This is a genomic window from Paramesorhizobium deserti, assembly GCF_001558695.1.
In the GTDB taxonomy this organism is placed as follows: Bacteria; Pseudomonadota; Alphaproteobacteria; order Rhizobiales; family Rhizobiaceae; genus Paramesorhizobium; species Paramesorhizobium deserti.
In genome coordinates this window covers 666,276-679,400 of record NZ_LNTU01000001.1, presented here as the reverse complement: position 1 = coordinate 679,400, position 13,125 = coordinate 666,276, and the positions used below count along the sequence as shown (strand labels likewise).

Genomic DNA, 13,125 nt, shown 5'->3' with positions numbered 1-13,125 from the left:
TCAGCCTCCCTGCATCGGCGCGAGAATTTCCACCTGATCGCCATCGGCAAGCCGGGTTTCGGCCCGCTCTGCGGCGTTCACGAACGTGCCGTTGACGGCGGTGGCGACCACCGCGTCGGCGAAATCGAGTTCGACGAGCACCGCGTCCAGCGTGGGGGCTTGGGTCTCATGCGGATTGCCGTTCAGGATAATTTTCATCCATCAGCTCCGGTGTTTTGGTGGGATCGGTCACGGCCTCGACGGCCATGCGGGCGAGCACGGGGGCCAGCAGGAAGCCGTGGCGGTAGAGCCCGTTGACATAGAGGGTTTGGCCGCGCCGGCGGATGCGCGGCAGATTGTCGGGAAAGGCCGGGCGGGCATCGACGCCCATTTCCAGGATTTCCGCCTCGGCGAAAGCCGGATCGAGCGCGAACGCCGCGCCGAGCAGTTCCAGCGCCGAGCGTACGGAAATGCGATTGCCTGCGCCGCTCTCGATCATCGTCGCGCCGACCATGAAGACGCCGTCGCCGCGCGGCACGATATAGAGCGGGATGCGCGGATGCAGCAGGCGCACCGGACGGTGGAGCATCACCTCTTTCGAGCGGATGACGAGCATCTCGCCCTTGACGCCGCGCAGATCAGTGAGCATGTCCTTCGCCGCGAGGCCACGGCAATCGATGATGAGGTCGCTGTCGGCGGCAGCCTCGTTCCAGTTCGTGCCGAGCTGCAGCCGCACGCCACGCTGGCGGAGTTTGTCGGCCAGTTGCTCAAGCGCCCTGCGCGGATCGAGGTGACCTTCACCCGGAAAAAAAAGCCCCTGGCGGAAACGGCCTGCCAGATCAGGCTCAAGCGCCTCGATTCGCTCTGCATCCACGGTCGCATAGGCGCTGGTGCGGCGGGAGAAGCGCCTGAGCTCCGAGGCATCCCGCGTGTGCGAAAGGACGAGCGTGCCCTGACGCTCGACGCAATCGACATGTGCATCCCACCAGTCGATCGCCTGCTGCCCGAGCCGCACCACAGGCTCCTCGGCGCTTTCGCCCTCGCACCAGGGCGCGAGCATCCCGCCCGCATACCACGAGCAGCTGTTGTCGCCGATGCGCTCGCTGCGCGCGACGACGGTGACATCGAAACCCCGTTCGGAAAATTCCGTGGCGCAAGTCAAGCCGGCAACGCCCGCGCCGATGATGGTGATCCGCATGGCTTCAGCCCCACATCTGATGGAAATGGTGCACGGGGCCGTTGCCTGAGCCGACGCTGAGGCGGTCGGCGGCAATGATCGCACCCTGCAGATAGCCATGCGCCACGGTAAAGGCCTCTTCCAGTAAAAGCCCCTTCGCAAGTCCCGCGGCGATTGCCGAGGAGAGCGTGCAGCCCGTGCCATGGGTGTTGCGGGTGGCGATGCGGGGCGCCGTCAGCCTGAAGGGCGGCAGACCGTCGTGGATCAGAAGGTCGGTGCAGTCTCCGCCATCCGCGTGCCCGCCCTTCATCAGCACCGCGTCCGCCCCAAGCGCCAGCAGCGCCTTGCCTTGTTCGATCGCTTCGCCCTCGTTTTGCGCAACATCGCAATCGAGCAGGCAGGCGGCTTCCGGCAGGTTCGGCGTCAGAAGCGTCGCCAGCGGTAAGAGCCTTTCGCGCAGGGTGGATACCGCTTCCGGGCTCAACAGCCTATCGCCGGATTTCGCCACCATGACGGGGTCGAGCACGACGGGCTTGCCGAAGGCGGCAAGCCCCGCCGCCACGGCTTCGATCGTTGCCGGTACCGACAGCATGCCGATCTTGACGGCATCGACGGCGAGATCGCTGAACACGGCCTCGATCTGCGCCGTGACGATATCGGCCGGAATGTCGTGGACGGCGGTGACCGCCTTCGTGTTCTGCGCGGTGATAGCGGTAATAACGCTCGCGCCATAGACGCCAAGCGCGGAAAAGGTCTTGAGGTCGGCCTGGATGCCGGCGCCGCCGCCCGAATCCGATCCCGCGATGGTAGCGCAGATCGGTATGGCCGATACGGAAAAGGAGCGTGCAGTCTGTGTTCTCGTCATGGCGTTTCTCATCCCGAACGGAACTCGAAACGCTGGGAACCGGGATGGAATGATGCTTCCAAAAGGGGAATGATCCCCGGTCCACGACGTGCCAAACTCCGTTCCCTACGCAGGTATTACCCTGGATCAGGTTCAATGGGTTGGCGCGTGAGCACCTCTCAGCCTTTCGGCACCCCAACGAATTTTGCTGTTGACGAGATAGGCCCAAAACCGGGGAAGGTCAAGCGGCCTCCAAGCCGCCTCCGATCACTGATTCTTGCGCTGGCGCCTGCCCGGAAAATGTGATCCGCTGTCGCCCGGTCCGGCATTGCCGCTCGCCGGCAAAGATGGGCGAAAGGGACAAAGACAAGCAAAATCAAAGCATAACATTATTTATTTAGAAATTGATGTTTTGCTTCGCGGGTTTTCATAAACGCATTTGGCAGGGGGCGATCGAATGCTGGGTTCAACAATGGGAATGCATAAGAGGACAGAACCAGATGATGGATTCTGAATCTCTTGGCAGCAGCGAATCGGCTGACGCGGCAGAAACCGACGAGGATTTCCGGGTACTTTTTACCACTCATCCCACGCCCATGTGGGTTTATGATCCGCAAACCCTGCAGTTTCTCATCATCAATCAGGCGGCAATCGAGCTTTACGGCTATGATCGTGAACAGTTCCGGCAGCTGACCGTCCTCGACATCCGCCCTCCCGCTGAGCGCGATCGCATGCTCGATGCGATCAGGGAGAAATCGGATCTCGACCGGCCCCAGCGCTGGCAGCATCTGAAGGCCGATGGCGAGATCATCGACGTGCTGACCTATGGCCGGCAGGTGCGCTTCAGGGGCCGCGAGGCCGTTCTCGCCATCGTGCAGGACCGCACCGAGGTCAACCAGGCCTATAAGCAGGTGCATCACACCCGCTCGCTCCTCGACAATCTGGTGAGCAATCTGCCGCTTGGCGTCTTCGTCAAGGACATGGAGGATGATGGGCGCTACGTGCTCTTCAACGAGGCGGCCGGTGAAATCAGCGGCCGCACGCCGGCGGAGGTGCTAGGCAGGACAACCAGTGCCATTTTCCCCAAGCGCGAGGCGATCCGCCTCAATCGCCAGGACCAGGTGGCGATGCGCCGCAGCGAAGTGCTCTCGCTGGAGCAGAAAATCGTGCGGCCCGACGGTGAGACACGCATCATCCGCAGCATAAAGCGGCGCATCCCGGCCAGCGACGGTTCGCGCCCGCGCTATCTCATCGGCCTTTCGGAGGACGTGACGGAGAAGCGGGAAATCCTCTCGCGGATCGAGCATGTCGCCATGCATGACGCCCTCACCGGCCTCGCCAATCGCGCCTATTTCACCAGCCATGTCGGCAAACTCTTGAAAGAGGAGCACGAGGCGGAACCCTTCGCTCTGCTTTATATCGATGTGGATCATTTCAAGCAGGTCAATGACAGCATGGGCCATCCGGCCGGCGATCTGCTGCTGCGCGAGGTCGCCGCACGACTGCGCGAACTGATCTCGCCTGACGATTTCATCGCCCGCATCGATGGCGACGAGTTCGCCCTGGTCTTCATGGGCGGCGATACCAGCGAGATAAGCATCTTTGCCGAAAAGCTGATGGCCACCTTCGCCAGGCCTTTCCGTCTGGGCGACAATGAGGAGCATGTCTGCTGCAGCATCGGCATAGCATTGGCGCCGAAGCATGGCGATGAGGTCGACCTCCTGTTGCGCAATGCCGATCTGGCGCTCCACGCCGCCAAGGGCGATGGCCGTTCGACCTTCCGCTTCTACGAGCATTCCATGCGGCTGGCGGCCGAAAAGCGCCATATCATGACGCTCGAACTGCGGCAGGCGCTCGCCGAAGGCCAGTTCGAGCTCTATTACCAGCCGATCTTCACGCTCGCCGACGACAGCATTTCCGGTTTCGAGGCGCTCATCCGCTGGCATCATCCGCAGCGCGGTATGGTTTCGCCCGCCGAATTCATCCCCGTGGCGGAGGAGACGGGGCTGATTGCCGGGATCGGCCAGTGGGTGCTCCGCGAGGCTTGCAAGACTGCGGCGCGCTGGCCGAAATCGGTCAAGATATCGGTCAACCTTTCGCCGGCGCAGTTCGGCCAGCCCGGCTTGCTCGACAGCGTGGTTACGGCGCTCGAGGAAGCCGATCTCGAACCGCATCGTCTGGAGCTGGAGATCACCGAATCGATCTTCCTGTCCAACAGCCGGCAGAATATCCAGCTGCTTTACGGCTTGCGCGAGCTCGGCGTGCGTATCGCCATGGACGATTTCGGCACCGGCTATTCCTCGCTCTCCTATCTCAGATCTTTTCCCTTCGACAAGATCAAGATCGACCGCAGCTTCGTCTCCGGCATTGAGGTCGATACGCGCAATCTCGCCATCATCCAGGCCGTCGCGGTGCTGGGCGCTGCCTTCAACATCACCACCACGGCGGAAGGCGTGGAAACGGCGCAGCAACTCCACCGGCTGAAGAACGAGCAGTTCGGCGAGGTGCAGGGCTATCTCACCGGCAGGCCGATGCCGGCGGGCAAAGTCGCGGCCTTCATTTCGGAAAAGGGAAAGGTGTTTCTCACCGCCAGGGATTGAATGAAGCGGTATCCTCTGCGATGACAAGTCCCGATTTGAGCTGGAACTGAGGCTCAAATCGAGGAGGGTTCAATCATGGCATTCGAGGAGCGCTGCCAGTGACCATATCGGCGGAAACATTTGAGAACGGAACCTTTGTCGGGCGCGTTTGGCGGCCGGATGTGGAGGGGCCGGCCCTCGTCGTGCTGCGCGACGGCGTGCTTTACGACATCACCTCGAAAGAGACCCCGACCATGCGCGACCTCCTGGAGCGCGACGACCCGGCGGCGTTCGTCCGTGCGCAAGACGGCGAGGCGCTTCTGTCTCTCGAAGACCTGGCGGAGCAGTCGGTCGAGGCGACGGGCATTCTCACGCAGTTTCATTTTCTGGCGCCTTGCGATTTGCAGGCGGTAAAGGCCTGCGGCGTCACCTTCGCCCGCTCGATGATCGAGCGCGTGATCGAGGAGAAGGCCGCCGGCAATCCGGCGCTTGCCCTGAAGATCCGCGAGCGCGTGACGGCGATCATCGGTGACAGCCTGCGCAATCTGAAGGCCGGTTCACAGGAAGCGGCGAAGGTGAAAGCCGCGCTGATCGAGGAGAATGTCTGGTCGCAATATCTGGAAGTCGGCATCGGCCCGGATGCGGAGGTGTTTTCCAAGGCGCAGGTGCTTTCCGCCGTCGGCTGGGGCGCGTCGGTCGGGCTGCATCCGATCTCGAACTGGAACAACCCCGAGCCGGAGATCGTGCTGGCGGTCGACAGCTCCGGCAGGGTGAAGGGCGCCACGCTCGGCAATGACGTCAATCTGCGCGATGTCGAGGGCCGCTCCGCCCTGTTGCTCGGCAAGGCAAAGGACAATAACGCTTCCGCCGCCATCGGTCCGTTCATCCGCCTTTTCGACGAGACCTATTCGATCGATGATGTCCGCAATGCCGATCTCGATCTCATGATCAAGGGTGAAGACGGTTTCGAGCTCAAGGGCCATAGCACCATGAAGGAGATCAGCCGCGACCCGCTCGACCTCGTCTCCCAGACCATCGGCACACACCATCAATACCCCGACGGTTTCATGCTTTTCATGGGAACACTGTTCGCGCCGGTCGAGGACCGCGACGTGGCCGGAGAAGGCTTCACGCACAAGAAGAGCGATGTCGTCACCATCTCCAATCCGGAGCTCGGCAGCCTGACCAATACGGTGCGTCTTTCGACCGAGTGCCCGCCCTGGACCTTCGGCACCGCTGCCCTGATGCGCAACCTCGCCGCGCGCGGGCTGCTGTAAAGAAGCGGCTTTTTAGAGTCTTTCATGTTTTGATGAATCGCTCAACCTGCAAGCCGTTCCGTACAGCCGACGCAGTGGGGAGGCGGGCACGCCCCACTGACGTCATCATCGGAATTGATCCGATGATCCATTCCGGAACGGCGATGTAGTGCCCCCGCATATCAGACGATGGATATAGTTTCGATGGTCCGGAATGGATACTCGGGTCGGGGCCCGAGTATGACGCAATTGCGATGTCTTGACCCCATCGCCAAGGTTGCCATCACCTCGAGGCCTGTCGCCGGAAAGCTGAAAGCCCCGGAGGGATTGACCTCCGGGGCCGAGTTTTATTGGTTGTCCGGCAGCGTATAGGCGATGACGTAGTCGCCCGGTTTGGTGCCAACAGAGCCATGGCCGCCCGCCACGATGACGACATACTGCCGGCCGTCTTCCATGGCATAGGTCATTGGTGTCGCCTGGCCACCCGCCGGCAGGCGCGCCTCCCATAGCTGCTTGCCCGTCGTCAGATCATAGGCGCGGATGTAGTCATCCACCGTTGCGCCGAGGAAGACGACGCCGCTCGCCGTGATCATCGGGCCGCCGATGCCGGGGACGCCGACCTTGAACGGCAGCGGGATCGGCGTCATGTCGCGCGTCGTGCCGTTCCTGTGCTTCCAGGCGATCTTGCCGGTTCTCAGATCCGCCCCGGCGACATAGCCCCAAGGCGGCGCCTCGCAGGGAATGCCGAGAGGTGACAGGAAGGGATTGAGGAGTACGGCATAGGGTGCGCCCTCATTGCGGTTGAGCCCCTGTTCGCTGCCCTTGGTGCCTTCGCTGGGCGGCGGCACCTCGGATCGCGGCACCAGCTTCGAGGTGAAGGCGAGATAGGTCGGCATGCCGAACATCACCTGCCGCACGGGATCGACCGCCACGCTGCCCCAGTTGAACACGCCGAAATTGCCGGGATAGACGATCGTTCCCTCAAGCGAGGGCGGCGTATAGCGGCCCTCATATTTCAGCCGGTGGAACTCTATCCGGCAGGCGAGCTGGTCGAACAGCGTGATGCCCCACATGTCCTTCTCCGTCAGCGGCGGCGGTTCGAAGCTGAGGCCGGAGACAGGTTGCGTCGGAGCGGTGAAATCCTCCGGTATCGCGCCGCCGGGGGCGGGGACTTCCTTGATCGGGATGATCGGCTCGCCGGTTCGCCGGTCGAGCACATAGATGTCGCCCTGCTTCGTCGGGCCGACCAGCGCCGGCACCACCGTCCCGTCCTCCCCGGTGATATCGAGGAGCACCGGCTGGGCCGGCACGTCCATGTCCCAGAGATCGTGATGCACCGTCTGTCTCACCCAGCGCACCTGGCCGGTGTTGATGTCGAGCGCGACGATGGAGGAGGAATATTTCTCTACATTCTCGCTGCGGTCCATGCCGAGCTGGTCGGGTACCTTGTTGCCGAGCGGCACATAGACGAGCCCGAGATTCTCGTCCACGCTCGATACAGACCAGCTGTTGGGCGAGTTGGCGGTATATTTCTGGCCGGGAGGCAATGGCGCTGTCTGCTCCGGATTGCCCGAATCCCAGTTCCAGATCAATGCACCCGTGTTGATATCGAAAGCGCGGATGACGCCGGACTGCTCATGGATCGAATAATTGTCATTGACGGCGCCGCCGACGATGATCTTGCCCGCCACCGCCACGGGCGGCGAGGTTGAATAATAATAGCCGGCCGGATTGTACGGCATGCCCTCTTCGAGATGCAGCGCGCCATTGTCGGCAAAGGATGTGCAGACCTGGCCGTTTGCCGCATCGAGCGCGATCAGCCGCGCGTCCGAGGTCGGCAGATAGACGCGCTCGGCGCAGGGCTGGCCAGGCGTTGCCGCCGGATCGGCATAATATGTGACGCCGCGGCAGGTCTGGTGCTGGCGATCCGGGTTGAAGCCGACATTCGGGTCGTATTTCCATTTTTCCCTGCCGGTCGCCGCATCGAGGGCGATCGCCCAGTTGTGTGGCGTGCAGAGATAGAGCGTGTCGCGCACTTTCAGTGGCGTCACCTGATATGTGGTCTCGCCGACATCCTCCGGCTGCTTGATGTCGCCGGTCTGGTAGGTCCAGGCGACCTGCAGCCCGCCGACATTCTCCGGCGTGATCTGGTTGAGCGGGGAATAGCGCTGGCCATAGGGCGTGCGGCCATATTGATGCCAGTCGCCGGGCGGCACATTGCCGCCGAGGTCCGGATTGGCAGCCACCTGCTCCGTCGGCAGCGATCCCTCGATATCGTAGGGATCCTGGAATATGGAATATCCGGCCACCGCCAGCGAGGCGAGCACGGCGATCGCAAGCGGTAGGACGCCGCCCGTCCTCCTCCAAATCCATGGGATTAACAGCCAGAGACCAAGCAGCACGATGACGCCGCCACGCGTGCCCAACTGCCACCAGTCGAAGCCGACTTCATAGATCGCCCAGCCGAGCGAGCCCAGGATGACGAGCGCATAGATCCACAAGGCGGCGGCGCTTCTCCTGAAGAGGAAAATTGCCGTCAGAAAAAAGCCAATGCCCGCAATGATGTAATACCAGCTTCCGCCGAGGGCCACGAGCCACGAGCCACCGATACCAAGGGCAATTGCGATGATGAGGAAGAGAATTGCGGTAAGATTTATCAACAAAGCCAATCTCCTTGAGAATTGCATGTTGAGCGTTGCGTCCAAACTGTTCTTTAAGGCATCACCCGCATCGCCATGATGGCAGTCAAAACCGGTCTTTGACAATCGCTGTAGCCGGACACGCTTCGGTTACCGAACAATATGGATCAGGTTGAGTTCCCGCTGGATATGCCGGATGTCGCTGCCGCTCCCGCGGGCCAGCACCAAAGGTTACCTATACAACTGAGCCGATATTTGCGCGACAAGTCTGCCGCCGTCCGGCCGCCGCTCACTCCTCCACGGCCTTGCCGCTGCGCGTCTCCAGCCGGTAGCGCGTGCCGGGATAGACGAGGCGGGCGAAGGAGACCACCTGTTTCGAGGACCATGTGCGCCGGCGGATCGTCAGGCATGGCTCGTTGCGCGGGATGACCAGGAGCTTGCATTCCCAGGGCTCGGGCAGGGTGGCCTCGACGATATGTTCGGATCCGCTGAGCGGGGCCTCCTGCGTCAGATAGGCATTGGGTGTGATGGCGGTGAAATCCTGCTCGAGATAGGCGGGCGCGGCTTCCGGATTGACATGGCGGTCCTCGATCTGCACGGGAACGTCGTTCTCGCTATGGACGATCAGGGAATGGAAGACCTTTGCGCCGATCGGCAGATCCAGCGCATCCGCGACGGAGGGGGAGGCGTCTTCTTCCCGGAGCAGAACCACCGAGGCGAGGTGCGAATGCCCCCTTTCCGCGATCTCGTCGGCAATGTTGCGCACCTCGAAAAGCGCCGAAGTACCCTTGCGCTCTGCCACGAAGGAGCCGACGCCCTGGATGCGGACGAGTTCGCCCTCGCTCGCCAGTTCGCGCAACGCGCGGTTGGCGGTCATCTTGCTTACGCCCAGTTCCGCGACGAGCTCGTTCTCCGAGGGGACGCGATGCTTCGGAGGCCATTCGCCGCTGTGAATGCGGTCGAGGATCATCTGCTTCACGCCGGCGTAGAGCGGAGCGCCATCCCCGGTCTTCTCGCTACCCCTCTCGTTCGGCATGGATTTCTTCCTCCTGTTATCCCGATCGGTGCCCGGAAATTGCCTCGCGCCGCCGCTCCCCGGTTTCCTCGCCGCCTGATTTTTGAGCAGAAGCAGAATCTGCTCCCATCCGATACTTTGCTCTTGCATACCATAATAATTGACATATGGTACCCTATACAAGTTCAAGCACCCGACCGGGCTTCCCCAGTCGCTGCCAAGCCGGCGCAGATCGGCGCATCAAGGAAGTTTCCGAACCACCAAGAGGAGAATATCGATGAATGCCTGTAAGATGCTGCTGGCTGGCGCCGTTGCGCTGGCCGCGGGTGCATGGTCTCCGGCTCAGGCCAAGGAGTGGAAGACCGTCACCATCACGCTGGAAGGCGCCTACGCCCCGTGGAATATGACCAATCCGGATGGCACGCTCGGCGGCTTCGAGCCGGAGCTGGCTAAATATCTCTGCGATCACATGAAGGTGGAGTGCAAGCTGGTCGCCTCCGATTGGGACAGCATGATCACCAGCCTGAACGCCGGCAAGTTCGACGTCATCATGGATGCGCTGTCGATCACCGAGGAGCGCAAGAAGATCATCGACTTCTCCATTCCCTACGCTCACACCCACGCGGCCTTCGCCGCATCGAAGGATAGCTCCTACACCAATGCGCCCGGCACGGGGACGGTGGTCAAGATGGAGCCCGACCTGAGCGGCGGCAAGGATAGCGTCGAAGCCATGCGTACCGCCTTCAAGGGCGCCACCATCGGCATCCAGGCGGCGACCGTTTATGCCAAGTTCATCTATGACAATTTCGGCGATATCGCCACGATCCGCGAATACAAGACCGGCGCGGAGCGCGATCTCGATCTGGAAACCGGCCGCATCGATCTCGCCTTCGACGACGCGGTCTATCTGAACTCCGCTTTCGAGAAGGCCAATGGCGAGCTGGCCTTCAGCGGCCCCGAAATCGGCGGCACCATCTTCGGCATCGGCGAGGGGCTGGGCGTGCGCCAGTCCGATCCCGAGCTCAAGGCGATGCTCGACGACGCCATCAAGGCCGCCCTTGCCGACGGCGTCGTCAAGGAGCTGTCGATGAAGTGGTTCAAGACGGACGTGACGCCTTAAGGGTCTGTCTTCTGATTAGCTGGCACTGTGGCACCGACACCCCCCTCTGGCCTGCCGGCCATCTCCCCCACAAAGGGGGGAGATTGGCTGACATTGACGGCGGTGCCTCATTTGCAGCGGTGGTGATTAGCGAAAGCGAAAATCATGGATTAATCTCCCCCCTTGTGGGGGAGATGCCCGGCGGGGCAAAGGGGGCTGTTATTCCGCTCGACGGTTCATCAAAGCGTCAACTGCTCCGGCAACATGGGAACTCTGATATGTGGTTAGTCGAGACACTCGGTTTCGGGCAGACCGGCTGGGGCGGGCTTCTCCTGATGGGCGCCCTGATGACGCTGTGCGTCACGCTTGCGGCACTCCTGCTCGGCGCCGTGCTGGGTGCCATCGTTGCCGCCGCCAAGCTTTCGCAGAGCCGGGCCATCAGAACAGCCGGCGGCGTCTACACCACCATCTTTCGCGGCGTGCCCGAGCTGCTCATCATCTATCTCGTCTATTTCGGCGGCTCCAGCGCCGTCACCGCCATCGGCGCCTATTTCGGCTTCGAGGGATTTCTGGGCATGCCGTCCTTCATCGCCGGCGCCCTGGCTGTGGGTCTCATCTGCGGCGCTTACCAGGCGGAGGTTTATCGCGGAGCCTTTTTGGCGATCCCGAAGGGGGAACTGGAGGCCGCGGAGGCGATCGGCATGCACCGGTTCCTGCGCTTCCGCCGGATCATCATGCCGCAGGTCCTGCGTTTCGCCATTCCGGGTATCGGCAATGTCTGGCAGTTGAGTCTCAAGGATTCCGCACTGGTGTCCGTCACCGGCCTCGCCGATCTGATGCGCACCAGCCAGGTCGCCGCCGGTTCCACGCGGCAATATTTCCTGTTCTTCATCGCCGGCGGCTGTCTCTATCTGGTGCTGACCAGCATGTCCGACCGTCTGTTCGCGCGTGCCGAACGGCGCGCCAGCCGCAGCATGCCGGCCGGCATCGGCCAGATCTGAAGGAGGATACGGTGGATTTTCCTTTCCTTTTCCAGACCATGAAAACCCTGCTGGCCGCCCTGCCGGTGACGCTTGGCCTGTTCTCCCTCTCGGTGTTGTTCGGCGGCTTTCTCGCCATCCTGATCGTCTGGATGCGGGTCGGCGGCAATCCCATCCTCAGCCGGTTCGCACGGGGCTATATCTTCGTTTTTCGCGGTTCGCCGCTGCTCATCCAGATGTTCCTCGTCTTCTATGGTCTCGGCCAGTTCGGCTTCATCCGCCACTCTTTCGTCTGGCCGGCGCTGCGCGAGCCCTTCGTCTGCGCCGTCCTGTCGCTGGCGCTCTGCACGGCAGGCTACACGGCGGAAATCTTCCGCTTCGGCCTGCGCGCCGTCCCGCCGCGCGAGATCGAGGCGGCACGCGCCATCGGCATGTCCGGCTTCTTGCTGGTGCGCCGCATCATCGCGCCGATCGCCTTCCGTCATGCGCTGCCGGCCTATTCGACCGAGATCGTGATGATGGTGAAATCCACCGCGCTCGCCAGCCTCGTCACCGTCTGGGAGGTGACCGGCGTCGCGCAGCGGCTGATCTCGCAGACCTACCGCACGATGGAAGTCTTTCTCTGCGCGGCGATCATCTATCTCGTGCTCAATTTCCTGATCCTGCAGGCGATGGCGCTGCTCGAGCATTATCTTTCGCCGCATCGGCGCGCCGCCGCGCCTCTCGTTCCCGGCGGCCTTCCGGTATCCCGATGACGACGCCCATCAGCAAAATGGAGGGGAACATGGCTGCGGCCACCCGGCTATCCGTCCGCAACATCCACAAGAGCTTTGGCGCCCATGAGGTGCTGCGCGGCATTTCGCTCGACGCGCATGATGGCGACGTCATCTCGCTGCTCGGCGCCAGCGGTTCGGGCAAGTCCACTTTCCTGCGCTGTATCAACCTTCTGGAGATCGCTGATCAGGGGGAGATCGTCGTCGATGGTGAGCGCATCGAGATGACGATGAAGAACGGCCACGCTGTACCGGCCAGCCGCAAGCAGGTCGACCGCATCCGGGCCGAGCTCGGCATGGTCTTCCAGTCCTTCAATCTCTGGTCTCACATGACCATTCTCGATAATGTCATCGAGGGCCCGGTGCATGTGCTGAAAAGGCCGCGAGCCGAGTGTATCGCTGAAGCCGAGGCGCTTCTTGAAAAAGTGGGCATCGCCGAAAAGCGCCACGCCTATCCCGCCCACCTCTCGGGCGGCCAGCAGCAGCGCGCGGCGATCGCCCGTGCGCTCGCAATGAAGCCGAAAGTGATGCTCTTCGATGAGCCCACTTCGGCGCTCGATCCCGAGCTCGTCGGCGAGGTCCTGCGCGTCATGCGCAGCCTCGCGGAGGAGGGGATGACCATGCTGGTCGTCACCCACGAGATGGGCTTCGCCCGCAATGTCTCCAACCGCGTCATCTTCATGCGCTCCGGCGAGATCGACAGCGACGGCCCACCCGAAGAGCTTTTCGGCAAGGGCGGATCGCCCGCCTTCCGGCAGTTCATCGGCACGTTCGGGAAGTGATG

11 protein-coding genes and 1 riboswitch are annotated in these 13,125 nt (G+C 62.3%); of the genes, 6 read left to right on the top strand and 5 right to left on the bottom strand.

Annotated features, from left to right (window positions below; translation table 11 throughout):
- From thiS to thiD, 3 genes are read right to left on the bottom strand one after another with little or no spacing between them, the layout of a single operon-like run.
- Positions 1–198 (bottom strand): sulfur carrier protein ThiS, encoded by a 198-nt coding sequence (thiS, locus tag ATN84_RS03145; RefSeq protein ID WP_068880048.1) that lies wholly within the window; start codon positions 196–198, stop codon positions 1–3.
- Positions 167–1,177 (bottom strand): glycine oxidase ThiO, encoded by a 1,011-nt coding sequence (gene thiO / locus ATN84_RS03140; RefSeq protein ID WP_068880047.1) that lies wholly within the window; start codon positions 1,175–1,177, stop codon positions 167–169. Before thiO ends, thiS begins: the two co-directional genes overlap by 32 nt.
- Positions 1,178–1,181: 4 nt before the next feature.
- Positions 1,182–2,021: a bifunctional hydroxymethylpyrimidine kinase/phosphomethylpyrimidine kinase gene (gene thiD / locus ATN84_RS03135; protein WP_068880046.1), complete on the bottom strand. Its 840-nt coding sequence runs from the start codon at positions 2,019–2,021 to the stop codon at positions 1,182–1,184.
- A gap of 85 nt (positions 2,022–2,106) precedes the next feature.
- A riboswitch (TPP riboswitch) is annotated at positions 2,107–2,208 on the bottom strand.
- Between the two features lie 295 nt (positions 2,209–2,503).
- Here thiD and ATN84_RS03130 point away from each other — a divergent pair.
- Together ATN84_RS03130 and ATN84_RS03125 are read left to right on the top strand one after the other, a co-directional pair.
- Positions 2,504–4,600: a putative bifunctional diguanylate cyclase/phosphodiesterase gene (locus tag ATN84_RS03130; RefSeq protein ID WP_068880851.1), complete on the top strand. Its 2,097-nt coding sequence runs from the start codon at positions 2,504–2,506 to the stop codon at positions 4,598–4,600.
- A gap of 98 nt (positions 4,601–4,698) precedes the next feature.
- A complete protein-coding gene (locus tag ATN84_RS03125; RefSeq protein ID WP_161939552.1) occupies positions 4,699–5,856 on the top strand; it encodes a fumarylacetoacetate hydrolase family protein in 1,158 nt (385 codons plus the stop codon).
- A 326-nt stretch (positions 5,857–6,182) separates the two neighbouring features.
- Here ATN84_RS03125 and ATN84_RS03120 read toward each other — a convergent pair whose 3' ends face one another.
- Complete coding sequence (locus tag ATN84_RS03120; protein ID WP_068880045.1) at positions 6,183–8,498, bottom strand: glucose/quinate/shikimate family membrane-bound PQQ-dependent dehydrogenase; 2,316 nt, start codon at positions 8,496–8,498, stop codon at positions 6,183–6,185.
- A 265-nt stretch (positions 8,499–8,763) separates the two neighbouring features.
- Positions 8,764–9,510 (bottom strand): histidine utilization transcriptional repressor HutC, encoded by a 747-nt coding sequence (gene hutC / locus ATN84_RS03115; RefSeq protein ID WP_068880849.1) that lies wholly within the window; start codon positions 9,508–9,510, stop codon positions 8,764–8,766.
- Between the two features lie 256 nt (positions 9,511–9,766).
- On the opposite strand from hutC, the gene ATN84_RS03110 reads away from it, so the two are divergent.
- The 4 genes from ATN84_RS03110 (at position 9,767) to ATN84_RS03095 (ending at position 13,123) form a co-directional block, all read left to right on the top strand.
- Positions 9,767–10,609: a transporter substrate-binding domain-containing protein gene (locus ATN84_RS03110; RefSeq protein WP_068880044.1), complete on the top strand. Its 843-nt coding sequence runs from the start codon at positions 9,767–9,769 to the stop codon at positions 10,607–10,609.
- 257 nt (positions 10,610–10,866) lie between these two features.
- On the top strand, positions 10,867–11,589 hold the full coding sequence (locus ATN84_RS03105) for an ABC transporter permease (protein WP_068880043.1): 723 nt from the start codon (positions 10,867–10,869) through the stop codon (positions 11,587–11,589).
- Positions 11,590–11,600: 11 nt separating this feature from the next.
- Positions 11,601–12,323 (top strand): ABC transporter permease, encoded by a 723-nt coding sequence (locus tag ATN84_RS03100; protein WP_068880042.1) that lies wholly within the window; start codon positions 11,601–11,603, stop codon positions 12,321–12,323.
- A gap of 29 nt (positions 12,324–12,352) precedes the next feature.
- Complete coding sequence (locus ATN84_RS03095) at positions 12,353–13,123, top strand: ABC transporter ATP-binding protein (RefSeq protein ID WP_068880041.1); 771 nt, start codon at positions 12,353–12,355, stop codon at positions 13,121–13,123.
- Positions 13,124–13,125 lie beyond the last annotated feature (2 nt).

Coding starts and splice junctions, on each gene's coding strand:
- thiS (WP_068880048.1), bottom strand. CDS start 198: ATGAAAATTATCCTGAACGGCAATCCGCATGAGACCCAAGCCCCCACG.
- thiO (WP_068880047.1), bottom strand. CDS start 1,177: ATGCGGATCACCATCATCGGCGCGGGCGTTGCCGGCTTGACTTGCGCC.
- thiD (WP_068880046.1), bottom strand. CDS start 2,021: ATGACGAGAACACAGACTGCACGCTCCTTTTCCGTATCGGCCATACCG.
- ATN84_RS03130 (WP_068880851.1), top strand. CDS start 2,504: ATGGATTCTGAATCTCTTGGCAGCAGCGAATCGGCTGACGCGGCAGAA.
- hutC (WP_068880849.1), bottom strand. CDS start 9,510: ATGCCGAACGAGAGGGGTAGCGAGAAGACCGGGGATGGCGCTCCGCTC.
- ATN84_RS03110 (WP_068880044.1), top strand. CDS start 9,767: ATGAATGCCTGTAAGATGCTGCTGGCTGGCGCCGTTGCGCTGGCCGCG.
- ATN84_RS03105 (WP_068880043.1), top strand. CDS start 10,867: ATGTGGTTAGTCGAGACACTCGGTTTCGGGCAGACCGGCTGGGGCGGG.
- ATN84_RS03095 (WP_068880041.1), top strand. CDS start 12,353: ATGGCTGCGGCCACCCGGCTATCCGTCCGCAACATCCACAAGAGCTTT.